This window comes from Anaerotignum sp. MB30-C6 (assembly GCF_030908465.1).
Lineage (GTDB): Bacteria > Bacillota > Clostridia > Lachnospirales > Anaerotignaceae > Chakrabartyella.
In genome coordinates this window covers 1958619-1980966 of sequence record NZ_CP133078.1, presented here as the reverse complement: position 1 = coordinate 1980966, position 22348 = coordinate 1958619, and the positions used below count along the sequence as shown (strand labels likewise).

Genomic DNA, 22348 nt, shown 5'->3' with positions numbered 1-22348 from the left:
ATTATGAAAATTACATTGAAAGATGGCGTTGTTAAAGAATTTGAACAGGCTGTATCTGTGTTGGATATTGCAAAATCTATTAGCGAAGGCTTGGCAAGAAATGCTTGTGCAGGTATTGTTAATGGAGAAGTAAAAGATTTGCGTTTTGTTGTAGAAAAAGATGCGGAAGTAAGCATTTGTACTTTTAATGATGAAGCTGGTAAAATGGCATTCCGTCATACAACTTCTCATATTTTGGCTCAAGCAGTAAAAAATCTCTATCCTGAAACAAAATTAGCCATTGGACCTGCAATTGCGGATGGTTTTTACTACGACTTTGATCGTGAAAAAGCCTTTACTCCTGAAGAACTGGAAGCAATTGAAGGGGAAATGAAGAAGATTGTGAAGGCTGACTTGGCAATCGAACGCTTCGAATTGCCTCGTGAAGAAGCAATTCAATATATGGAAGAAAGAAATGAGCCTTATAAAGTTGAATTGATTCAGGATTTGCCTGAAGATGCAATTATTTCTTTCTATAAACAAGGTGACTTTGCAGATTTATGTGCTGGCCCTCACTTGATGAGCACAAAGTACGTAAAAGCAATCAAATTGACTTCTGTTGCAGGTGCATACTGGAGAGGCAGCGAGAAAAATAAAATGCTTTCTCGTATTTATGGAACTTGCTATCCGAAAGCGTCCGAGTTAGAAGCATATTTGACAATGATGGAGGAAGCAAAAAAACGTGATCATAGAAAATTGGGCAAAGAGTTAAAGCTGTTTGCTATGCTGGATGAAGGCCCTGGTTTCCCATTCTTCTTGCCAAAGGGTATGGTTTTGAAAAACACATTGTTAGACTACTGGAGACAGATTCATAAGGAAGCAGGCTATGTTGAAGTTTCCACACCAATCATTATGAACAGACAGCTTTGGGAAAGAAGTGGTCACTGGGATCACTATAAAGATAATATGTATACCACAATTATCGATGAAATGGACTTTGCCATTAAACCTATGAACTGCCCTGGCGGTATGTTGGTTTATAAGCAGGATATGCACTCTTACAGAGATTTGCCTATGCGTGTTGGTGAAATTGGTTTGGTCCATAGACATGAAAAATCCGGTGCGCTCCATGGTTTGATGCGTGTTCGTTGCTTCAATCAGGATGATGCCCATATCTTCATGACAGAAGAACAGATTAAAGATGAAATCAGCGGTGTTATCCGTTTAATTGACAGTGTGTATAAGCTTTTTGGTTTTAAATATAACATCGAGCTCTCCACAAGGCCCGAAGATAGCATGGGATCCGACGAAGCTTGGGAAATTGCTACAAAGGGCTTAAAGGACGCTTTGGACGAAAATGGAATTCAGTATATTGTAAATGAAGGTGATGGTGCATTCTACGGCCCTAAAATTGACTTCCATTTGGAAGATTCCATCGGCAGAACATGGCAGTGTGGTACAATTCAGCTGGATATGCAGATGCCTGAGCGTTTTGAATTAGAATACACAGCAGCAGATGGTAGCAAAAAACGCCCTGTTATGATTCACCGTGTAGCTTTCGGCTCCATCGAACGTTTCATTGGTATCTTGATTGAGCATTTTGCAGGCCAGTTCCCTACATGGTTGTCACCTGTTCAGGTTAAGGTATTGCCGATTTCTGAAAAATTTGCCGATTATGCAAAACAGGTGTCTGACTCTTTGGATGCAGTAGGCATCCGTGTTGAAGTGGACTACCGTGCAGAGAAAATTGGTTATAAGATTAGAGAAGCAAGAAATGAAAGAGTGCCTTATATCATCGTAGTTGGTGAAAAGGACGTTGAAGCAAACAAGGTGTCCTTGCGTTCTAGAAAGAATGGAGACGAGGGTCAGGTTGATTTGACAAATGTCATCGCTAGATTGAAAGAAGAAATCACTTCAAGAAGCATAGATTAAGATTTTTTGGGGGCATAGAATTGCTTCTGTGCCCCCAAGTATAATAATTTGTTAAAATATGTTGACGAACATTGAAAAAAGTGCTATACTACTATGGTAATAAAGAAGAAGTTCCGCTTCTCACCTTATGGCATGGGCCAATAAGGTTAATACACGTTTTGTGAAACAGGGGTTTTGCTCTGTTTTTCTGTGTGCGGCGGATTCTTCCGGCGCTTTTTTTGCGCACTTGCGGAATAACAGTACAATAATTTGGGAGGTGCTTTGCTATTACAGATTTAATGATCAACGAGCAAATCAGAGACAAGGAAATTAGATTGATTGATGAAAATGGAGAACAGTTGGGAATCGTTTCTTCTAGAGACGCCCAAAAATTAGCAGATGAAAGAAGGTTGGATCTAGTTAAGATTGCACCTACTGCTAAGCCTCCGGTTTGTCGTATCATGGACTATGGGAAGTATAAATTCGATCAGGCTAAGAAAGAAAAAGAAGCCAGAAAGAAACAAAAGACCGTAGATGTTAAAGAACTTCGTTTGTCTCCCGGTATCGACACTCACGACATTCAGGTAAAAGTGAAAAAGGCAAACGAATTCCTGAAGGACGGGGATAAGGTAAAGGTTAGCATTCGTTTTAGAGGACGTGAAATTGGTCATTCCAAAGCGGGCATGGTCATTCTGGAAAACTTTGCAAAAGAAACAGCAGAGTTGGGCGTGGTTGAAAAAGAGCCCAAGATGGAAGGTAGGAGCTTAGTTATGTTCCTGGCACCCAAGAGCTGATCCGCAGGAAGGAAGAAAGCAATAAGACACAAGCAGGGTAACCTGCAGGATTATTTTAGGAGGATTAACATTATGCCTAAGTTAAAAACAAAAAAAGCAGCAGCGAAAAGATTTAAAATCACTGGCACAGGTCAGTTGAAAAGACAGAAATCTAATACACAGCATATTCTTGGCAAAAAGTCCAGAAAGAGAAAAAGAAACTTGAGACATGCTACAACAGTTGACAAAACTGTATTGAACAGTATTAAAAAGAGATTGTTACCATACGCATAATTTTGAGTATATTTTTTAGGAGGACTTTACCATGGCAAGAGTGAAAGGCGCGTTAAACGCGAGAAAAAAACATAAAAAAGTATTAAAGCTGGCTAGAGGCTACCGTGGTGCTAGAAGCAAACAGTACAGAGTTGCAAAGCAGTCTGTAATGAAAGCTATGGCATTCGCATTCTCTGGTAGAAAGCAGACAAAGAGAGAATACAGAAGCCTCTGGATCACAAGAATCAATGCAGCTGCAAGAATGAACGCAATTTCTTACAGCAAGCTGATCCACGGTTTGAGACTGGCTGATGTTAACATCAATAGAAAGATGTTGGCTGACTTGGCTGTTTCCGATCCTGCTGCATTTACAACATTGGTTAATACAGCAAAAGCAAAACTGTAATTTCATTTGAAAATCTGACCTTTTGTTTCGAACAAAAGGTCTTTTTTCATGTAATTCTATAAAGGTTGGCTATATAATTCGGAGGAGGCTCTGAGATGGAAGTTGTTTTAACAAAAGCCTTTGGATTTCTTTTTATGATTGCATTGGGTTTTGGCCTAAAGCGTGGAGGGTTGTTTACTCAAAAGGATACAGATCTTTTGACCAGGTTGGTTATGAAAATTACATTACCTATGGTAATTGTCAGTAATTTTCGCAACTTGGATTTAAACATATCCTTCCTAGTAGATATTGGCCTAGGTTTCCTTACAAACTTTCTTGTGATAAGCCTTGTTCTTCTTCTTACAAGGAAAAAGCAACCTGCAGAGCGGGCATTTTATATTATAAATGGATCAGGCTATAATATCGGTCTGTGTACGATGCCATTTATGCAAAGTTTTTTTGAGGCAGAGGCAATTGCCATTGTTTGTATGTTTGACGTAGGAAATGCGATTATGGTTTTTGGTATTACCTTCACCATTGCCATGATGATTGCCAAAGGGAGAGGAAACGTGAAAGGGAAAGAGATTCTAAAAACGCTTTTTTCCTCCATGCCCTTTGTAGCATATATCATTATGATTTCAATTAGCTCCTTAGGCATTCAGTTGCCTAATATTGTGTTTGATTTGGCAAGCATGCTGGGACAGGCAAATACTTTTTTAGCAATGATTCTAATTGGTATTATGTTCGAACCTAAAATTGAAAAAAAGGTGCTGAAAGATATGGCTGGAGTCTTTGTATTGAGGATTGTTGTGGCCTGTGTATTTTCCTATGTGATATATCACTACCTACCCGCACCGTTGTTACATAGACAGGTTCTATCCATTGTAGTTTTCTCGCCAATATTGAGTATTGCCCCAATTTATACGGAGCGCTGTGGCTATGATCGTTCAGCGGCGGCAGTTTTAAACTCCTTGATGTTACCATTAAGCTTAACTTTGATGACAATTCTTTTAATTGGGCTGGAGTTATACTAAGGGATAACTTTCGCGTATTCAAGGGGGCATATGTACTAATATTCTAGAATTATTAGGCAAAACAGTGTATTTAACTTTGATTTAAACAAATACTATGTTATAATTACCTTAAAATGGATATTATATAGAGCCAATATGCTCAAGTCATTTCATATATTATAAATGCCGAAGAGTCACAAAAACAGCTGGGAGGATTTTATGATAGGCGAAAAAATTAAAGCTGCAAGAATGGAAAGGGGAATTACTGCAAAAGATTTAGCAGAAAAAGCAGAAGTGACCCCAGGGTATATTTCTCAAATTGAACGAAACTTAATCAGTCCATCCTTATCTGTATTAATGCGTATTGCAGAGTCGATAGATATTCCTTTGGTTTCCCTTTTTTCCCATGAAGAGGAAGAGCAAGTTACGGTTATAACAAAAGACAATCGTACAAAGATTCAGTTTGCCGATATTAATATGGAGTATCAATTTGTAACACCATATAGTAGAAGTAAAAATGCTTGTACCAAAATGGAGATGTTGTGCTTCAAGTTGGGACCAAAAAGCTGGGGAAGTACTATGGTTCAGTACCACGAAGAGGCTGCGGAATGCACCTTCGTGTTAAAAGGTACGTTGGAGTACCATATAGGTGATAACGTATATGTCCTCAATGAGGGGGATAGTATTTATGTACCTCAGCAAACACACCATCAACTTTATAACCCTGGAGAGGAAGATGTAGAAGCAATTGCCGTTATTTCTCCGGCTTTGTATTAATGGGTGGGTACAATATATTCATCGAAAGATGAAATCGCTGTGACATTTGTAGAATAGATATAAGAGGTGGGGTAAAATTTTCCTTTTCATTTCTTAGGTGAACAATAGACAATTAAAATATAATAAATTTAGTTTGTTAGAGTTTATCTTTGTATATAAAAATATACAAGGATAGGCTCTTTTTTTATTTCTATTTTGTCCTTTTTTAGTTTGCAAATCGTAGTGAAGAAAAAAAATTTCTGCCTCAACATACAAAGTTTATAAATACTAAATTATGTTTAATATTTGTGTTGACATTTAAATATACTAAATATAGAATTATAATAAATTAAATTTAGTATATATAACTTTATAAATCAAAAACTATAACGTAAAGGAGGGATTGTATGAGTGTTTTGTCATCGAAGAGGTTTCAAAAGTATTTTGTTCCTGGAATTGTTTTTCAGTCTTGTGTAATTGCTGGGGGTTATGGAACAGGCCGTGAGTTAGTTGAGTATTTTATGGGGTATGGACCTTTGGGTGGCGTTTTGGGTATGTGCATTGTTTCCATGGTTACGTGGTCTATCATTTGTGGCGTATCCTTTGCATTTGCCCATGGGTTTAAGAAATACGACTACAAGAGTTTTATGAAAATGCTCATGGGGCCTGGTTGGATTGTTTTCGAGGGGGCATACATAATTTTTATTTTAATTGTTTTAGCAGTTGTTTCCGCTTCCGCAGGGTCTATCCTCCATGAACTTTTTGGTTTGAACAGGTGGGTTGGAATCATCGGCATGTCTGTGGCTGTATTTCTATTGGTTATGAATGGTTCGGAATTGATCGAAAAAGTATTGTCCTTCTGGTCTTTTGTGTTATATGGGGTCTATTTCCTCTTCTTGATTTTAGTCATTTCCAAATACAGCGCCCATATTGGTCATAACTTTGCATCCGTCCCCATCACAGGGAGCTGGGTATTCGGTGGCTTTCAATATGCCTTTTATAATTTAGCCATCATCATTGCTGTGCTTTATACTATTCGACATTGCGACAGCCAAAAGGAAGCCTTTACTTCTGGTTTGCTTGCTGGGCTAATCGGCATTGTGCCAGGGATTATTTTGTTTATTGCAATGTGCGGTTTCTATCCCACGATTATGGAACAAGAATTACCTGTGGACTATATTTTGACCCAAATGAAAATGCCTTGGCTACGCTATATTTTTCAAATTGTATTATTTGGTACGCTGATTGAAACAGGGTCAGGGTTGATTTACTCCATCACCGACCGCATTGCTGAAGGATACAAGAGTCGAGGGCGGAATGTGCCAAAGTGGACTACTCCTGTAACGGCGGTGGTTCTTTTGGTAGTAACCACATTTATTTCTTCCTTTGGGCTGATTCCCTTAATTGCAAAAGGTTACGGAACATTAGCGTGGGTATTCTTTTTTGTCTATGTAATTCCAATTATGACCCTTGGCGTGTATAAGCTAATGAAACGGGTGTAAACGGCTATAAGAGGGAACAACAAGGAGATGAGGGGTATGGGTTTCACAACAATAAACTGCAGGGAATGGGTGGAACGTGATAAAAAAGTAATTGCACCTTGCCAGCATTTATCATACTACCCGTTGGTGGTAGCAAAGGTAGAGGGGGATATAATTTTTGATCAGGACGGTAACCAATTTATTGATTTTCTAAGTAGCGCATCCTCTTTAAATTTGGGAGGCTCCTTCCCTGGAGTAATAGAAGCTATAAAAAATCAGTTAGACCATTTTGCACAATATACGCCTGCATATACCTATAATGCCACGAATATCGCTTATGGGGAACGCTTGACTTCTGTTTATCCCGGTGGCGTCGGTGCGAAGGTGTGTTTTGGGAATTGTGGATCTGATGCCAATGATGCCGCAGTTAAATTTACAAGGGCTTATACAGGTAGGACTAAAATTATCACTTTTATTAATGGGTATCATGGAAATACCTATGGTTCCATGTCATTAAGTGCTGTTACGACGAGAATGCGTTCGAAAATGGGTCCTTTTCTGCCTGATATTTATAATTTTCCATTTTTCGGAGATGAAGTGGATGACGAAACTTGCGAAATGGACTGTCTAAAAGAAATTGAACGGGCATTTGCCACCTATTTGCCCGCAGAGGAAGTGGCAGCGGTAATCATCGAACCTATTCAAGGTGATGCAGGTTTAGTTGTAGCCCATAAAATCTTTATGAAGAAACTATATGACCTTTGCAAAAAACATGGAATCCTATTTATTTCAGAGGAAGTACAACAAGCATTTTTTAGAACAGGAAAGTGGTTTTCCATCGAACACTACGATATTGTTCCTGATGGCATCGTGCTAGGAAAATCCGTGGGGGGCAGCTTACCTTTAGGTGCATTTATGGCCAAGGCTGAAATTATGGATTCCCTACCTGCACCTGCTCACCTGTTCACTTTAGGAGGAAATGCATTGGCATGTGCAGCTGGAAGTGCTGCTTTCGACTATATGCAGAGCAATGAATTCCAAGAAATATTGACGGAAAATGAGAAAGCCATGGAAAAATATCTAGAAGAAACTATGTTAAGATTTCCAGAATATGTTACTGGAAAAAGGGGTATGGGCATGTCAAGAGGATTGGTTCTTACTAGGAAAGACAAGAAAACAGGGGAACTCATTCCAGATGGAGTGGGTACGTATAAGGTTTTGTATCGTGCCTATGAAAAAGGGCTGGTTGTGATTTCCCTTGGTCAGAACGTATTGCGTATTCAGCCGCCATTGAACATCGCACCGAAAAACTTAGAGAAAGCATTTCAAATCCTTTGGGAGTCTATTCAAGAATATTTGGAGGGCAAAGTTCCTGATAAGGTTATGGAGTTTAGAAGTGGTTGGTAGGATAGGGGTGCCTCTAAATAGATGGAGCTTTATTTTAAGGTACAAAGTACCATACTAATGAGGTGACTGTTCATGCCCCTTTGAGTCATGAACAGTAATGAGCTAATTAAACTAATAGAGTGAAAATATCAACTAGGTAGCGAAAAGAAAAAGAGGGATGTATGATACGTCCCCCTTTTTGCGTCCTTTTTTAAGTTCGAAAGTTCATTTGCAAATCTTCTGAAAAGAGTAAAACAGCGTTATAAAAATAAAGCTTACTTTGTATTAGTTCTTTAACGGATAAAAAAGCAAGAGGCGATTTATGAAATCATTTCTGAGCCAATTTCATAATCCCAAACACCATTATTTTTCCTAGCTATACAATCGTAGAAGACATAAGACCCCAAAGAAGAACGCCATTTTTCAGCTGTAAATTTAAAACTGGCGTCATCTAATTCTGACGTCTCCATGCTAAATAAAATGCTCGTGTCTAAGTGGGCAAATCCTGTGCTATCATCAACGGTAATTAGATTTTCTGACAGCAAATCTTCAAAAGTTGCCAAGCGAGTTTCTATCTGGGTTGCACTCCAAAATAAATAAAGTAGGGCATTTTTTTCGCTGGGGGTTAGAATTTCATCTTCCGTTAAATCTAGGGCAATAAAGTCTATGTCGCTGTTCAAAGCAGAATCTGTTTCAAATAATTTTATAAAAATATTGTGGTATAGTCCCACAAAGTCATCGCTTGTTTCCAAAAACCTAATGTAGTCTGGATTTGCAATGACAGCTGGGTAGCTCTCCAGAACCAAACCGTCGAACCCAATCTCAATAAGGTTCCCTGGGCTAAACTGAGAAATATCTCCCATGCTCTTACCCAGAGTTACTTGATATAACCCATGTTCCTCCTCATTGTCTGCAACCAAAATCGTGTTTTCTTGCATTTTGATAATTTTAGCCTTTATAACTTTTTCAGATTTCACAGGGGTTGTGACTGCCCCATTAGATATGAAAATATTATCTACGGGTTTATTTGTTTGCAATTCCTTTTTTGTGCAACCACCTATAAGAAGGGAAATGCAAATAGATGCAAAGATCGGGTAGTATTTCCTCATATTTTCAGCTCCTTTTCGTCTTTTAGCATTTGACGGTAGAAGATGGTAAAGGTTGCAAAAATATGTGCGAATTTTACTGGAATAAAGAATTTTACCATTTATGGGCTATAGAAATTAGCAAAGGCCATTCTCAAGCTTTACAAATGCCTCTAAAGCAACTAAAATCTCATTTTTTTCTCCTTGCATAGAAAGGGATTCGCCATCAACATAATTACCAATACTATCGGAAGTATCACCTTGGTATTCCACAACATTATTTAAAATAGAGGCTGTTTTAACCCCTCTTAAATGTCCGATTGTAAACAACGCCGCTGTTTCCATATCACATCCAAGAACGCCTTTTTTTGACCAAAAAGCGTCAATGGTATCTTCTTCGTCGGTGTAAAAACTATCATGACTTCTGGCAATGCCAGTGTGGTATGGGATATTTTTTTCCTTAGCAGTTTCCAAGCAAGCAAATAAAAGATTTGCATCAGGTACTGCTGGGAAAATAGAATCTACGTAGGTTTTGGATGCGCCATCATCACGAACGGCACCGCTTACCAAAATGATATCTCCCATTTTTACTTTGGGCTGTAAGCTGCCACAACTTCCGATACGAATCATTGCCTCGACGCCAATATTATGCAGTTCTTCAACGGCAATTCCTGCGGAAGAACCTCCGATACCCGTGGAGATGGCCAATACCTTAACTCCTTTATAAGTGCCCATTAAGCTTCTGTATTCACGGTTAAATTCCAGCTCCACAATATTTTCTAAAAACGGGGAAATTCTATCTAATCTGGCAGGATCCCCAGGAAGGAGTGCATATTTTACTCCCAAGGAATCGTCCAATTGAATATGAGGTTGTAGGTTTGACATAAAGTGTTCCTCCTTTGATTTCTGTTCTTTTGTTTTAATTTACCCCAAATTACAAAAAATTGCAATGTTAGGCTTTTAATAATTTGAATATGGAAGAAGATTATGTTAAAATTATTCGAAAGAGATGAAGGATGGGCATCATATCCTTTAGGGAGGAAAAAATGATATACTTTGTGTTTTTGGTTTTGGCTGGCGTGTTCCAAGGGTTCATGATTTCGCTGAATGGACAGTTGGGAAACTACTACAGCCTTTTTGCTATTTGCTTTTTTGTTCATGCTATTGCTGGGGTATTTCTCTATCTTTATATTAAGTTTAAAGAGAAAAAGCCCATAACCTTTCGTGGGGTGCCAAAGTATGTGTATGCCGTAGGGTTTATGGGAGTGATTATGGTTTCAACCAGCAGTTGGTGCACGTTGCATATTGGTGCAACGGCAATGCTAAGTCTATCGGTTATTGGCCAAATGACTTCTTCAGCAATTGTTGACCATTATGGGTGGTTTAACTCCACGAAAAAACCTTTTCGCCTCAAACAACTACCATGCTATTTACTGGTTTTGGTAGGGGTTTTGATTGTTGTTTACGGTTAAGGAGGGAAATGATGATATACTATATGGTAGCAGTTGCTAACGGTTTTTTAAATACGATTAATAAAATGGTAAACGTAAAAGCCGGGGAATGCTTAGGTACAGCAAGAGGGGCGATGATCAATTATATCGAAGCAACGGTAATTGCTTTTTGCCTTGTTTATGTAACGGGCAATGGTGGTGAGTTTCGTCTAGAGTATATAAAAGAAGTCCCCTTGCTGTTTTACTTGGGTAGTATTTGCGGTTTGGCGGCAATGATTTTCTTGATTGTAGGTACAAAACAAAAGGGGGCTATGACTTCAACAGTTCTAATGCTATTAGGCCAACTTGGCACATCCATAGTGTTGGATTATGTATTTTTTGAAGTCTTCCGTCCCATTCAAATAGTAGGCATTTTCCTTATTTTGGTTGGAATTACTTGGAAAGAAAAGTTGCGGGAAGCTGAATCAGCTCTAAATCTCGCAAAGGCAAATGAGGAGGAAACAGAATGAAAATTCTAAACTTTGGATCTTTGAATATGGATTACGTATATGAAGTGGATCACTTTGTGAAACCAGGAGAAACTTTGTCTTCCAATGGTTTGTTTATAAATTGTGGTGGAAAAGGTTTAAATCAGTCTATCGCAGCGGCAAAAGCAGGTAATGAAGTTTTGCATGCTGGTTTGGTAGGCAGTGACGGAGAAATTTTAAAAGATAAGCTGAAAGAAAATGCAGTGAACACTTCTTTGTTGAAAAAAATTGAAGAAAGTAGTGGACATGCTATTATTCAGGTTGACCAAAATGGCCAAAATTGTATCCTACTGTATGGCGGTACAAATCAAATGTTAACAGAGAAATATATTAATGAAACATTAGATAAATTCGGCAATGAGGGTCTAGTATTATTGCAAAATGAAACAAACTTGGTAGGCTATATCATTGCACAGGCTCATAAAAGAGGGCTAAAAACTGCTTTAAACGCCGCCCCAATGAATGATAAAGTTCTGGCTTATCCTTTGGAACTTTTGGACTGGTTGATTGTCAATGAGGTTGAAGGAAAACAGATTGCAGGGTGTGAAAAAGAAGAGGATATTTTACCAACTATAAAACAAAAATATCCTAATGGGAATGTTCTTTTAACCCTCGGCAGTCGAGGTGCCATTTGTTATACCGAAGGTGAAACCTATCAAGTAGGAACCTATCAGGTGGATGTGGTAGATACGACGGCAGCGGGGGATACTTTTAGTGGGTACTTCCTATATGGCGTATTAAGCGGGAAAACAATTCCCGAAGCCTTAGTATTGGCAACAACGGCCAGTACCCTTGCCATCGGCAAAAAAGGAGCATCGGATTCTATTCCTTTGAAGAAAGAGGTGGATCAGGTGTTAGAGGAAAATAAATTCGGCGCTTTAGCCGTTGATAAAATTTCATAAAAGGGAGTGTTCCAGGTGGAAAAAGTATTATTTGTGAACTGTTGTATTCGCAGAGAAGAATCCCGTACCAAAAAATTGGCTGATTTTTTTCTCAATGAGTTAGAGCAGAGTGGCTCTTACGAAATAAAGGAACTTTGTTTAATGGACGAGGGTATGCCCTATATGTCCGAAGGAAATTTTCATCAAAGAGACGCTTTATTGGCGAAGAAGGACTTCTCCCATCCTCGCTTTTACTATGCCCATGCGTTTGCAAATGCGGATAAAATTGTTGTAGCGGCTCCCTTTTGGGATTTAAGCTTTCCCGCATTGTTAAAGACTTATATCGAAAATTTGTGTGTTGAGGGTATTACCTTTGGTTGTAACGAGCAAGGTTGTTTTGGTACTTGCAAGGCGGATCATATGGTGTATGTTACTACCCGTGGCGGTTTTTACGAAGGAAGTCACATGGAAATGGGCTCAAGGTATATGAAGGCTATGTGTGAATTCTTTGGTATTGAAAAATATGATTGTATAGTGGCGGAGGGCTTAGATATTGGACTTCGCCCTGTTGATGTGATTTTAGAAGAAGCCATGGAAAAAGCAAAAGAAGTAGCAAAAAGATTTTAACGCACTTTGGAAGGTACTCACCTTTTTCGGTGCAAGGGGTGGTTTCGCTGTTTGGAAGTAAGGAGTTGCCAAACGCTGCCCTTTATAAGTATTTTTTTGCAAAATACGAAGGGTAGAGATGGCCTTCCAATTTAAGGTATAATCAAGTTGCCCGTTTGTATAGGAATTTAAAGCAATCTTACTGGAGCTAGTGTGAATGGCTTCATTAAGTGAATGGTGCTTAGAAAAATGTATAGATTTTAGATTTGACTGAGAAAATGAAGAATATGAAAAAGTTTGTCTAAAGTAAATTTTTAAAATGAAGTTTGAATTTTCTTTCTATTAAAACCTGAAAGGCTTTTAAGGAAGATGATTCAAGGGTTGTTGCGAATTAAAGTTCAACAATTCACCAATAACTAGATAGTTTTTTACAAAAGAATCGAGGTTTTAGAAATGGAAAAAATGATGAAAGCGGTTGTTTATAAAGGTTACGGAGAGGTATGCTTGGAGGATCGCCCTGTGCCAGCGATTTTGGAGGATACGGATGCCATTGTGCGTGTAACCAGATCTTCTATCTGCTCTAGCGATTTGCATATCAAGCATGGCTCGGTGCCAAGAGCAAAGGAAAACACAGTTTTGGGTCATGAGTTTGTTGGCGAAATTGTAGAAGTGGGCAAAGGGGTTGTTCATTTTCAAGTGGGGGATCGTGTTGCCGTAAATGTGGAAACCTTTTGTGGCCAATGTTTTTTTTGTAAAAGAGGGTATGTAAATAACTGTATCCATGGTGGTTGGGAACTGGGTTGTCGCATTGATGGTGGACAGGCTGAGTATGCCCGTATTCCTATGGCCGACCAAGGCTTAACCAAGATTCCCGAAGGGGTTTCTGATGAGGATGCTTTATTTAACGGGGATATTTTAGCAACAGGATACTGGGCGGCAAGTATCGGCGAGATTAAGCCTGCTGATACAGTGGTTGTTTTAGGGGCAGGCCCAACAGGACTCTGTACGTTAATGAGCATTAAACTGTATAGCCCTGCTACAGTCATTGTTGTGGATGTAAGTAATGAAAGAATGGCTTTGGCGAAAGAGCAAGGCTTGGTTGATATTTGCTTAAACCCCACAGAAGTAAATGTTGAAGAGGAAATTTTGAAGTTAACCCAAGGCAGAGGTGCGGACCGTGTGTTTGAAGTTGCAGGTGCGGATAGTACCTTCCAATTGGCGTGGAAAGTGGCAAGACCCAATGCTATTGTGGTTTTGGTTGCCCTTTATGGGAAGGAACAGGCGTTGCCTTTGCATCAGATGTATGGGAAAAACCTCACTTTTAAAACTGGTGGCGTTGATGCAAATAGTTGTGACGATATTATGAAGATGGTTCAATGTAAGAAAATTGATACCAGTTGTTTGATTACCCATCGTGCACCACTAAACGATGTTATGGAAGGCTATCGTATCTTTGAAAATAAGTTGGATGACTGTATTAAATGGGTAATTACACCTTACGAAGGAGAAAAATAAAAGGATATAGACGTTCTAGCCTTTCTGCGAACAGTTTTTTGTTGAATAAAGGGAAGAAATCCAACACATAAGGTGTTTGTTAGAGTAGATGAGGTTTGTTTAAACTAAGAAAAAGTGTGTAGTATAGTTAGAAAGTACCATAAGAAAAGTCATAGAAGAATACCCCCTGTTGTTATGAAAGAACACATTGTACAAATAAGAAGTAGAGGTTGAAATAAAAGAATGGATTTTTTAAGTATTTTTGTAGTGATTCTATTGATTGTGGTTTTATTAAAACAAGTTTCTTACCTTGTAAAACTAAAAATTAAAACAAAGAAGCGTACGGGGGAAAAACTTGCTATTGTGGTTAGTATCATTGTATTATTTTGGCTGACACATATTTTTGCAGAAAACGGCATGCACTATGTTGCCGTATTTGTTGCAATTTTGTTTGTTATTGCAAACTGGATGAAGCAAGGCATTACGGATGAAGGTGTCCTTTTGGTTGCCAGAGGGAAGGAATTATACCGTTGGAATGAGATGAAAGAAGTAAAAATGACTTTGGACGATTTGCTTAAGGTTGAATTATATAATAAAAGAGGGGCAAGAGTCGCTTCTCAAACTTATAAAAAAGAAGATTTTGACAGGGTCAAAGCATTCTTTAAAGAAAAAAACATTGTAGCTGAACTGGTAAACCAAGAATAAGGTTGTTTCATTGAGCAGGCATCTATACAGGTGTCTGCTCTTAAACAATTTAGATTTGTTTCATTTTATAGAAAAGAAGGGGAAGCGATGAGATTTTTTCATATTGGGGATTTGCATTTAGGAAAGAAAATATACGACTTTTCCATGATTGATGACCAAAAGTATATACTTTCTCAGATTTTAGAAAAAGCAGAGGAAGAGAATATAGACGGCATTTTTATTTCAGGGGACGTTTATGATAAAGGAGTTCCCCCTGTGGAAGCAGTTCGTTTGTTAGATGAGTTCCTAACGGAATTATCCAAACGAAATATTGCAATTTTTATGATTGCTGGTAATCACGATTCTGCTTACCGTTTGGATTTTGGTAGTCGCCTTTTTCACGAGAATAAAATCCATATATGTGGGAGTTTTGGCGGGGCGTTGAACCCCATTGTAATAGAAGATGAATTCGGGGAGATTGGTGTTTACTTACTGCCTTTTATTAAGCCAGCAGTGGTTAGCCCGTTTTTTCAAGAGGATATCGCTACATACCAAAAAGCTGTGGAATTGGTTTTGCAAGAAACGAATTTGGACAAAAATCGGAGGAATGTCTTACTAGCCCATCAATTTGTAACATGGAGAGGTGAAGCGGAGCAAAGCGACTCGGAAACTTATTCATTAGGTGGAATAGATGAAGTGGACGCCAGTATTTTCTTTGATTTTGATTATGTGGCCTTAGGTCATTTGCATAGCCCTCAAAAAATTGGAAAAAACGAGATTCGTTTTGCTGGCTCGCCCCTAGCTTATTCTTTTTCTGAAATTAGACGAAAAAAAACTATCACAAAGGTAGAGTTAAGAGAAAAAGGTAATATTCAAATAGATTTTATCCCTCTCATACCAAAACGTCCTTTGCGTGAAATCAAAGGCCCTTTGGAGGGTTTATTGGCGGCGGCTAGGGCAGAGGATGGCTCTGAGGATTATATTCGGGGGATTCTTACAGACACCATGCTGCTAAATGACCCTGTGGGACAACTTCGTACCGTATACCCTAACTTGATGACATTAGAGGTGGAGGCGCAAGGGAAGTATGAAGAAAAGCAATTGCCATACTCAGCAGAAGAAATGACGCCACAGGAATTGTTTGAGTTATTTTTTGAGCGGCAAAACCAAAAAGAAATGGACGATTCCCAAAAGCAGGTGGCAAAAAAAGCTTGGGAAGAATTGGGGGATGATATGGAATGAAACCGATACATTTAACAATTTCCGCATTTGGTCCCTTTGCTGACAAAGTAGAAATTCCTTTTTCCAAATTGGGGAATGGCGGGCTTTTTCTTGTTAGTGGAGACACAGGGGCAGGAAAAACTACTATTTTTGACGCAATATGCTTTGCACTATTTGGCGAAGCTAGTGGGTCAAATCGAGGAATTGATAGCGTTCGCAGCGATTTTGCCAATGATAAAGTAAAAACATATGTGGAGCTTATATTTCAGCATCGGAATAAAGAGTATCGAATCACCAGAAATCCCGCATATCCTAGGCCGAAAAAAAGCGGTGAGGGCATGACCACAGAAATTGCTGAGGCCGCTTTATTCTGTGGGAATGAAACCCTTTCTACAGGCTTTGTTCAGGTAAGAAAGGCCGTTGAGGAGCTTTTATCTGTGGATTCAAAACAGTTTAAGCAGATTGCAATGATTGCCCAGGGCGAGTTTTTAAAGCTTTTATATGCTGAGAGCAGTGAGCGAGGGGCGATTTTTCGAAAGGTGTTTCATACTGATATCTTTGCAGATTTCCAACAAAAAATAAAGGAGAGAGAAAAGGAAAACCGCACCCAATATGAGGATAGTGAAAAGCGGTTATTCCAATATCTGCAACAACTTTGTCCCAACTTGGATTTGGATGCCAAGAGTATGGTGCATCAGGCAGAGCTAATACTTTTGGCGGAGGAAAATATCCTAATTGAGAGTAAAAATGAAGTGAAAGAAATTAAGGTGGAAAAAGGAAATCTTTTGAAAAAAGAACAGGAGCTAACAACTCAAATCAGCAGAGGGGAAATCAATAATAAACGCATTGCTGACTTGGATGAGGCAAAAAGAGAACTCCATTTATTGTCCCTTAAAAAACAAGAGAACACAGAAAAACAGCAAACCCTTGTAAAGCAAAGAATGGCCCAAGACTATATCCTTCCCCTAGAAAACACGATGCATAGAGAAATTGATGCTTATGAGAGAACAAAAAAACAGGTTTTTGAGCTTACAGATAAATTAGCTGTCCTTTATCCTGTTCTAAAAGAAAAGGATGAGGAAAGGCAAAAACAAGAGTCGGAACAGCCCAAACTGAACGAAGAGAAAATCCGCCTAAAAAAGATGGAAGGTGATTTGGCTGCATATGCCCGAAGAGAAGCCTTATTACAAGAAAGAATAGTGTTGGAAGAAAAGAAACAGAAGTTGGAACTTCAGGTAAAGGAAACGCAGAATCGTATTGATGCCGCTGACAAAGACATCAATGAGACAAAAGCAAAACTTGAAGAAAAGCCAAGCTTAGAAAAGGCTGAGTTGACGATAAGCCAAACCATTCAGAGCAAAAAAGAGAGGCAAAATCGGATGATGCAGATTGGCGCCATGCAAAAATCCTTGAAAGCAGAAGAAAAAGCCTTAGAAACTCTGCGAGGTAGATACAAAAAAGCTGATTTAGATTGGAAAGAAGCAAGACGATTTTGTGAAACGGTGGAGGCTCACTTTTTAGCAGAGCAAGCAGGAATTTTGGCGGAAACATTGCAAGATGATGTAGCTTGTCCAGTTTGTGGCTCTTTGGAACATCCCCAAAAAGCGGTACTTTCCCAAAATGCCCCCACGGAAGAAGCGTGGAAAAAGGCCAAGGAAAAGGAGGCTTCTGCCCACGGGGACTTACAAGAGATTTCTGCCCAAGGCAAGGGCCTTTCGGCAAGATGTGAACTGCAAAAAGAGTCCATTGCAAAGGCTTATTTAGATGAGTCAACAACGGAAGACTCCTATTTAGAAGACTTAAAAAATCTTGGAGAAGAAATCATCGCCTTAGAGGTAGAACTTCTTAAAAAAAGAAAGATGATATCCAGTCTTTTGAAGCTAGAGGAACGCTTAGAAAAAGCGAACAGGGATTTAGAGCATTTAAAAGAACAACTGGAAGTCACCAAGGAAAACATTAAGAAGTCCATGGAAGAGAGTAGTCTCTTACAAGGTGAATTGACAGCTTTGGAAGAAAGATTAGAAAAACACGTGACAGCCCAACAGGCCAAAACTGCTGTGGATACTTTGCAACGATTTATAGAAAAGGCTGATTCTGAATATAATCGTACCCTTAACCTTTATCAGGAGAAAAAGGAAGAAGTTCAAACACTTGAGACCCGTCTGGATGAGGCGAAAAACGCAGAACTGCAAGGGCAAAAGCGTGTTGAAACTGCAAAAGAAGAATGGTTGCTAATGATTCAAGAAAAGGGCTTTGCAACCCAAGAGGTGTATCAGGCGGCTTTGCCTGAATCCCGTGGGAAATTAGAAGAGGACGAACAAAAAAATCGGGTATTTTTTAATAAGTTACACCAATTGGAGAACCTTATCCAACGAACAGATTTAGGCCAGGGTATGGAAAAAGTAGATTTGGCTATGCTGGATAAGGAAAAGGAAGGTTTACAGCTTGGTGTTGCGGAGATGGATAAAACCCTTGAGGAGCTAAACGCTAGTATTGCAATCAAAGAAGTCGCTCTGGAAAAGGCAAAAGGCGAGTTGAATTTCCGTAGGAAGATAGAAAAGCAGTACCTGCCCATTATGGAGCTTTCCAAAACGGCTAATGGTGACCTTTCGGGAAAAGATAAAATCACCTTTGAGTCCTTTGTACAGGCATTTTACTTTGAACGGGTATTGCGAGCTGCCAATTCTCGTTTGGGTGAAATGACCCAGGGGAGATATCGCTTGATGCGGGCAGAAAATGCATCGGATAAAAGAAGTCAAAGTGGCTTAGAGATGGAAGTTATGGATTACTTTACAGGAAAAAGTCGTTCTGTTAAATCTCTTTCTGGCGGTGAAGCATTCAAGGCATCTCTTTCCTTGGCCCTTGGGCTTTCAGACGTTATCCAAAGTCATGCAGGTGGAGTGCAAATTGATGCAATGTTTATAGATGAAGGCTTTGGAGCTTTGGATGAGCATTCACGGGAACAGGCTGTTCAAGTGTTACAGCGGCTGTCTTATGGAAACAGGCTGGTAGGGATTATTTCCCATATTACAGAGTTAAAGGAAAATATCGAGAAAAAGATTATGGTGCAGCGTAGCTCTTCAGGAAGTTCTGTAGAAGTTCTAGGTTAAAGTATTTCATAAAATTGTTTAAAATAACAAGGTCGTTTAGGCGGCCTTGTTGTTTTTTTGATTGCTTTAGCCTGACAAAACCACTGCTATGGAGATGGTGGGAATGGTTTTACTGTAAGACTTTTGCTTTTGCAATAAACTAGGTCTTTTGTAAGTTTTTAATAACTCTAAAATCGTTTTAACGGTGTGGGGTGGGTATTACATAAGAAATGCTTTTTCAATACGCCCTCCACATTGTAAGCAGCAGGGAATTATAGAGGAAGGATAAATTCTAAAAGTATATTCTCAATAATTTAAGGTATAACCCGAACTTTGTAATGATACATTTGAGATGGATAATAATACAAGTCTATAAATAGCATTTTTTATTGTACATTCAAAAACAATTACTGCTGTCCGAAAGGATACAAACACACCATCTTTTTAAACGCATATTTTATTAGAGATAGGGGGCGGAAAAATGGATTGGACAGATAAAACAATTCTTATTATCGGAGGAGATCAACGTCTTCTCTATTTAGCTGATTTATTGAAAGGGGCCTGTAAACAAGTTCGAACCTATGCTTTAGACGGGGCCAAAGGTTTGCAGGGAATTGAGCTGTGTGAAAACTTGGAAGAATCTATGCAAGGAACCCACATTGTTGTTGCTCCTGTGCCCTTCACAAAGGATGGGGTTCATCTTTTAACAAAGGAGAATACTACGATTTTATTGTCGGACTTTAGCGAAAGCCTTGTGGAAAACGGAATTTTGTTTGGTGGAAATATTCCAAGTGTTGTTCTAGAGGGTGCAAAACAGAAGAATGTTCAATGTTATGATTTTATGAAAATGGAAGATGTAGCGTTGGAAAATGCCATTACAACTGCGGAGGGCGCCATTGCAGAAGCCATAACCCTAAGTACCCAAAATGTAAATCAGGAAAACTGTTTGATTTTGGGATATGGAAGGTGTGCAAAGGCAATTGCGGAAAGGCTACATGGATTTCATGCCAAAGTTACCATTGCAGCAAGAAGAAAAGAAGCACGTTTGGAGGCGTTTAAACAAGGGTATTTTGCAATCCCTTTGGAAGAAATAGACGTATTCATACCAAATGCACAGTTTATTTTTAACACCATTCCTGCCATGGTGTTAGATGAGGTGATTATGGAAACTCTGCAGTCAGATGCAGTGATTATTGATATTGCCTCAGCGCCAGGGGGAACGGATTTTGATGCTTGTAAACGGTTGGGTATTATTGCAAAGCTTTCTCTTGGAATTCCAGGCAGATACTCGCCAAAAACAAGCGCCCATATTTTGCTACGTGGAATGCTATCCTCGTTAAAATGATAAGCTAGGAGGAGTTATTGTGAAATTAGAAGGGAAAAATGTTGGATTTGCTATTACAGGTTCTTTCTGTACATTTGACAAAATTATTATAGAACTTGAACGCTTAAAGGAGGAAAAGGCAAACATCATTCCTATTTTATCTGCCAATGCAGCAACCATGGATACCAGATTTGGCAAAGCCCATGATTTTATTGAAAAAGTTGTAGAAATTACAGGGAATGATCCAGTTTTAACGATAGTGGATGCGGAACCTCTGGGTCCTCAGGGAATGTTGGATATTTTAATCATTGCGCCCTGTACGGGTAATACCATTGCAAAGTTGAGCAATGGTATTACCGATACCTCTGTGCTTATGGCCGCAAAGGCCCATATGCGAAACAATAAACCGTTGGTTATTTCCATTTCTACCAACGACGCTTTGGGATTGAATTTATCAAATATTGGCCAATTACTCAATACAAAAGGTATTTATTTTGTACCCTTTCAACAGGATAATTATGAAGGAAAGCCAAAATCAATGATTGCAAAAACAGAGCTTGTTGTTCCGACTTTAGAGCTGGCCTTTGAAGGACTTCAGATACAGCCGTTGTTGCAGTAAAAAAATACAGGGGAGACAGTCGTTCTCCCCTGTTTCTGTGGGTTACACCCTCTCTTGCGTTATAATTTTGTTGTATAGATTGGAAATGGCAAGCCAAGTGGCATCACCAACAATCCCTGTTTCCTTTATATCTGTTTGCTTTTGAATCACCTGTATTGCTTCATAAGTTTGATTATCGAAGTAACCACTTACTTCTACATCCCGTGCCCAGGGATAGTAAGCTGCAATGGCGGAAAGGTACATTTGTAAGGTTTCTACATCCCTATTTCGTAAGCCCAATGAAAGCACATACCCTGGGTAAGGCATGGCTTTTCCTGCAAAGGTTTCAAAGGGGAGGTTATTGATTATATTAGCATAATTTTCATTTAATGCTCTCCATGTGCTTTGTGTAACAGTCCCATCGGGAGTAAAACCGTATTTCCTTTGAAAAGCCATCATGGCCGCTTCTGTTTTGGGGCCGAAAACACCATCTACTGTAAGAACAGAGATATCCGGATCAAAGTAGGCTAGGGTACTCAATAAGTGCTGAACTGTTTTTACAGAATCTCCTTGATCACCAAGTTTTAAAGGGTCTGTATAGTGGGCTCTGCTTTTTTCATAAAGCTGAATATCTGCAATAAGATCTTCAAGATTTTTCGTACTGTCGTATATGCTTTGTAATTTATACCAAGTACCTTTGTCAACAATACCATCTGGAACTAAATTAAAAATCTTTTGAAATGCAATGACAGCGTTTAGGGTATCTACATCAAAAATATCATTTTCGCTTTTAATTCCAGGAATAGCGGGATAGTTTTTGCGAACAAGTTCTAGTTCGTTTTTTATAGTTTTTACGCTATACCCTTGGCTGCCCATTTTTTGAGGAGTTCCTAGGTAGGATTCTTTAATGCTGCCCACAGGTACATCGGTTTCAATGGATATTTCGTCACCGTAGTAATAGCGTAGAATATCATGAGGGCTATATCCATTTTGTGCAAGAGCAAGGGTGCCCCATTGGGATAGTCCATTGCAAACGGAGGTAATGCCGTTACAATGTTGTGCCAAAAAGGGAGTGGGGGAGCCTTTTTGCACGATATAAGAATCGAAGATATCGTCAACGATTGTGCCGATAGAGTCAAAAATGACTCTATCGTCCATGAAGTTTTGATCATATGTAGCTTTATTGGTAATATCAAAATTATACCCTTGAGAACGGTAGTGCTCGGTGTAAATGCGGTTTAGAGCAAAGCTGATTTGTGCGTAAATATTTGCACGAAGGGCATTTTCAGGCCAGGTCGGATAGAGTTCGCTAGAAGCAACGTTTTTTACATAACCATTAAAGGGTATTGTGATGTTTTTCCCATCGTCATTTGGGTTTCCTAAATGGATTGTAATGGTTTCGGGAATAATGGGGTATCCGGTTTGCATAGT

At 39.1% G+C, this 22348-nt stretch carries 21 protein-coding genes; 18 read left to right on the top strand and 3 right to left on the bottom strand.

All coding sequences use genetic code 11. The features are described from left to right. Positions 1-3 precede the first annotated feature (3 nt). From thrS to RBQ60_RS09695, 8 genes are all read left to right on the top strand, one after another. A complete protein-coding gene (gene thrS, locus RBQ60_RS09730; protein ID WP_307883490.1) occupies positions 4-1911 on the top strand; it encodes a threonine--tRNA ligase in 1908 nt (635 codons plus the stop codon). 278 nt (positions 1912-2189) lie between these two features. After that, positions 2190-2684, top strand: coding sequence for a translation initiation factor IF-3 (gene infC, locus RBQ60_RS09725; protein WP_307883489.1), 495 nt, complete (start codon positions 2190-2192; stop codon positions 2682-2684). A 72-nt stretch (positions 2685-2756) separates the two neighbouring features. Then, entirely contained in the window at positions 2757-2957 is a 201-nt protein-coding gene (rpmI, locus tag RBQ60_RS09720) for a 50S ribosomal protein L35 (RefSeq protein WP_304508867.1), read from the top strand. Positions 2958-2988: 31 nt separating this feature from the next. After that, complete coding sequence (gene rplT, locus RBQ60_RS09715) at positions 2989-3342, top strand: 50S ribosomal protein L20 (RefSeq protein WP_307883488.1); 354 nt, start codon at positions 2989-2991, stop codon at positions 3340-3342. Between the two features lie 95 nt (positions 3343-3437). Continuing rightward, positions 3438-4355, top strand: a complete 918-nt coding sequence (locus RBQ60_RS09710) for an AEC family transporter (protein ID WP_307883487.1) — start codon at positions 3438-3440, stop codon at positions 4353-4355. Positions 4356-4553: 198 nt separating this feature from the next. Further along, on the top strand, positions 4554-5111 hold the full coding sequence (locus RBQ60_RS09705; RefSeq protein WP_307883486.1) for an XRE family transcriptional regulator: 558 nt from the start codon (positions 4554-4556) through the stop codon (positions 5109-5111). Positions 5112-5497: 386 nt separating this feature from the next. Beyond that, on the top strand, positions 5498-6592 hold the full coding sequence (locus tag RBQ60_RS09700) for a YkvI family membrane protein (RefSeq protein WP_307883485.1): 1095 nt from the start codon (positions 5498-5500) through the stop codon (positions 6590-6592). Between the two features lie 36 nt (positions 6593-6628). After that, positions 6629-7978, top strand: coding sequence for an aminotransferase class III-fold pyridoxal phosphate-dependent enzyme (locus RBQ60_RS09695; protein ID WP_307883484.1), 1350 nt, complete (start codon positions 6629-6631; stop codon positions 7976-7978). A 299-nt stretch (positions 7979-8277) separates the two neighbouring features. Here the strand turns inward: RBQ60_RS09695 and RBQ60_RS09690 are convergent, their stop codons facing one another. Together RBQ60_RS09690 and RBQ60_RS09685 are read right to left on the bottom strand one after the other, a co-directional pair. Continuing rightward, complete coding sequence (locus RBQ60_RS09690) at positions 8278-9066, bottom strand: hypothetical protein (RefSeq protein WP_307883483.1); 789 nt, start codon at positions 9064-9066, stop codon at positions 8278-8280. A 114-nt stretch (positions 9067-9180) separates the two neighbouring features. Then, positions 9181-9927, bottom strand: coding sequence for a nucleoside phosphorylase (locus tag RBQ60_RS09685; protein WP_307883482.1), 747 nt, complete (start codon positions 9925-9927; stop codon positions 9181-9183). 161 nt (positions 9928-10088) lie between these two features. Here RBQ60_RS09685 and RBQ60_RS09680 point away from each other — a divergent pair, with 161 nt between their 5' ends. The 10 genes from RBQ60_RS09680 (at position 10089) to RBQ60_RS09635 (ending at position 20938) form a co-directional block, all read left to right on the top strand. After that, complete coding sequence (locus RBQ60_RS09680; RefSeq protein ID WP_307883481.1) at positions 10089-10514, top strand: DMT family transporter; 426 nt, start codon at positions 10089-10091, stop codon at positions 10512-10514. 8 nt (positions 10515-10522) lie between these two features. Then, complete coding sequence (locus tag RBQ60_RS09675; RefSeq protein ID WP_307883480.1) at positions 10523-11002, top strand: DMT family transporter; 480 nt, start codon at positions 10523-10525, stop codon at positions 11000-11002. Further along, positions 10999-11922, top strand: coding sequence for a ribokinase (locus tag RBQ60_RS09670; protein WP_307883479.1), 924 nt, complete (start codon positions 10999-11001; stop codon positions 11920-11922). Before RBQ60_RS09675 ends, RBQ60_RS09670 begins: the two co-directional genes overlap by 4 nt. A 15-nt stretch (positions 11923-11937) precedes the next feature. Continuing rightward, positions 11938-12528 carry an FMN-dependent NADH-azoreductase gene (locus RBQ60_RS09665; RefSeq protein ID WP_307883478.1) on the top strand — a complete coding sequence of 197 codons (591 nt, stop codon included), beginning with the start codon at positions 11938-11940 and terminating at the stop codon, positions 12526-12528. A 444-nt stretch (positions 12529-12972) separates the two neighbouring features. After that, positions 12973-14022 carry an alcohol dehydrogenase gene (locus tag RBQ60_RS09660; RefSeq protein WP_442871388.1) on the top strand — a complete coding sequence of 350 codons (1050 nt, stop codon included), beginning with the start codon at positions 12973-12975 and terminating at the stop codon, positions 14020-14022. Positions 14023-14244: 222 nt separating this feature from the next. Continuing rightward, complete coding sequence (locus RBQ60_RS09655) at positions 14245-14706, top strand: hypothetical protein (RefSeq protein ID WP_307883476.1); 462 nt, start codon at positions 14245-14247, stop codon at positions 14704-14706. Between the two features lie 87 nt (positions 14707-14793). Continuing rightward, the gene (locus RBQ60_RS09650; protein WP_307883475.1) at positions 14794-15927 is read left to right on the top strand and encodes an exonuclease SbcCD subunit D; all 1134 of its coding nucleotides are present in this window, start codon (positions 14794-14796) and stop codon (positions 15925-15927) included. Further along, positions 15924-19016 (top strand): AAA family ATPase, encoded by a 3093-nt coding sequence (locus RBQ60_RS09645; protein ID WP_307883474.1) that lies wholly within the window; start codon positions 15924-15926, stop codon positions 19014-19016. The genes RBQ60_RS09650 and RBQ60_RS09645 overlap by 4 nt, the downstream gene beginning before the upstream one ends. Positions 19017-19476: 460 nt before the next feature. Next, the gene (gene dpsA / locus RBQ60_RS09640) at positions 19477-20340 is read left to right on the top strand and encodes a dipicolinate synthase subunit DpsA (RefSeq protein ID WP_307883473.1); all 864 of its coding nucleotides are present in this window, start codon (positions 19477-19479) and stop codon (positions 20338-20340) included. 19 nt (positions 20341-20359) lie between these two features. Continuing rightward, positions 20360-20938, top strand: a complete 579-nt coding sequence (locus RBQ60_RS09635) for a dipicolinate synthase subunit B (RefSeq protein ID WP_307883472.1) — start codon at positions 20360-20362, stop codon at positions 20936-20938. Positions 20939-20980: 42 nt separating this feature from the next. On the opposite strand, the gene RBQ60_RS09630 is transcribed toward RBQ60_RS09635, so the two are convergent. After that, positions 20981-22345 (bottom strand): peptidoglycan-binding domain-containing protein, encoded by a 1365-nt coding sequence (locus RBQ60_RS09630; protein ID WP_307883471.1) that lies wholly within the window; start codon positions 22343-22345, stop codon positions 20981-20983. Positions 22346-22348: the final 3 nt, after the last annotated feature.

Excerpts from the sequence above, each read along its gene's own strand:
- thrS (WP_307883490.1), top strand. The coding sequence starts at position 4 with ATGAAAATTACATTGAAAGATGGCGTTGTTAAAGAATTTGAACAGGCT.
- infC (WP_307883489.1), top strand. The coding sequence starts at position 2,190 with ATGATCAACGAGCAAATCAGAGACAAGGAAATTAGATTGATTGATGAA.
- rpmI (WP_304508867.1), top strand. The coding sequence starts at position 2,757 with ATGCCTAAGTTAAAAACAAAAAAAGCAGCAGCGAAAAGATTTAAAATC.
- rplT (WP_307883488.1), top strand. The coding sequence starts at position 2,989 with ATGGCAAGAGTGAAAGGCGCGTTAAACGCGAGAAAAAAACATAAAAAA.
- RBQ60_RS09710 (WP_307883487.1), top strand. The coding sequence starts at position 3,438 with ATGGAAGTTGTTTTAACAAAAGCCTTTGGATTTCTTTTTATGATTGCA.
- RBQ60_RS09705 (WP_307883486.1), top strand. The coding sequence starts at position 4,554 with ATGATAGGCGAAAAAATTAAAGCTGCAAGAATGGAAAGGGGAATTACT.
- RBQ60_RS09700 (WP_307883485.1), top strand. The coding sequence starts at position 5,498 with ATGAGTGTTTTGTCATCGAAGAGGTTTCAAAAGTATTTTGTTCCTGGA.
- RBQ60_RS09695 (WP_307883484.1), top strand. The coding sequence starts at position 6,629 with ATGGGTTTCACAACAATAAACTGCAGGGAATGGGTGGAACGTGATAAA.
- RBQ60_RS09690 (WP_307883483.1), bottom strand. The coding sequence starts at position 9,066 with ATGAGGAAATACTACCCGATCTTTGCATCTATTTGCATTTCCCTTCTT.
- RBQ60_RS09685 (WP_307883482.1), bottom strand. The coding sequence starts at position 9,927 with ATGTCAAACCTACAACCTCATATTCAATTGGACGATTCCTTGGGAGTA.
- RBQ60_RS09680 (WP_307883481.1), top strand. The coding sequence starts at position 10,089 with ATGATATACTTTGTGTTTTTGGTTTTGGCTGGCGTGTTCCAAGGGTTC.
- RBQ60_RS09675 (WP_307883480.1), top strand. The coding sequence starts at position 10,523 with ATGATGATATACTATATGGTAGCAGTTGCTAACGGTTTTTTAAATACG.
- RBQ60_RS09670 (WP_307883479.1), top strand. The coding sequence starts at position 10,999 with ATGAAAATTCTAAACTTTGGATCTTTGAATATGGATTACGTATATGAA.
- RBQ60_RS09660 (WP_442871388.1), top strand. The coding sequence starts at position 12,973 with ATGAAAGCGGTTGTTTATAAAGGTTACGGAGAGGTATGCTTGGAGGAT.
- RBQ60_RS09655 (WP_307883476.1), top strand. The coding sequence starts at position 14,245 with ATGGATTTTTTAAGTATTTTTGTAGTGATTCTATTGATTGTGGTTTTA.
- RBQ60_RS09650 (WP_307883475.1), top strand. The coding sequence starts at position 14,794 with ATGAGATTTTTTCATATTGGGGATTTGCATTTAGGAAAGAAAATATAC.
- RBQ60_RS09645 (WP_307883474.1), top strand. The coding sequence starts at position 15,924 with ATGAAACCGATACATTTAACAATTTCCGCATTTGGTCCCTTTGCTGAC.
- dpsA (WP_307883473.1), top strand. The coding sequence starts at position 19,477 with ATGGATTGGACAGATAAAACAATTCTTATTATCGGAGGAGATCAACGT.
- RBQ60_RS09630 (WP_307883471.1), bottom strand. The coding sequence starts at position 22,345 with ATGCAAACCGGATACCCCATTATTCCCGAAACCATTACAATCCATTTA.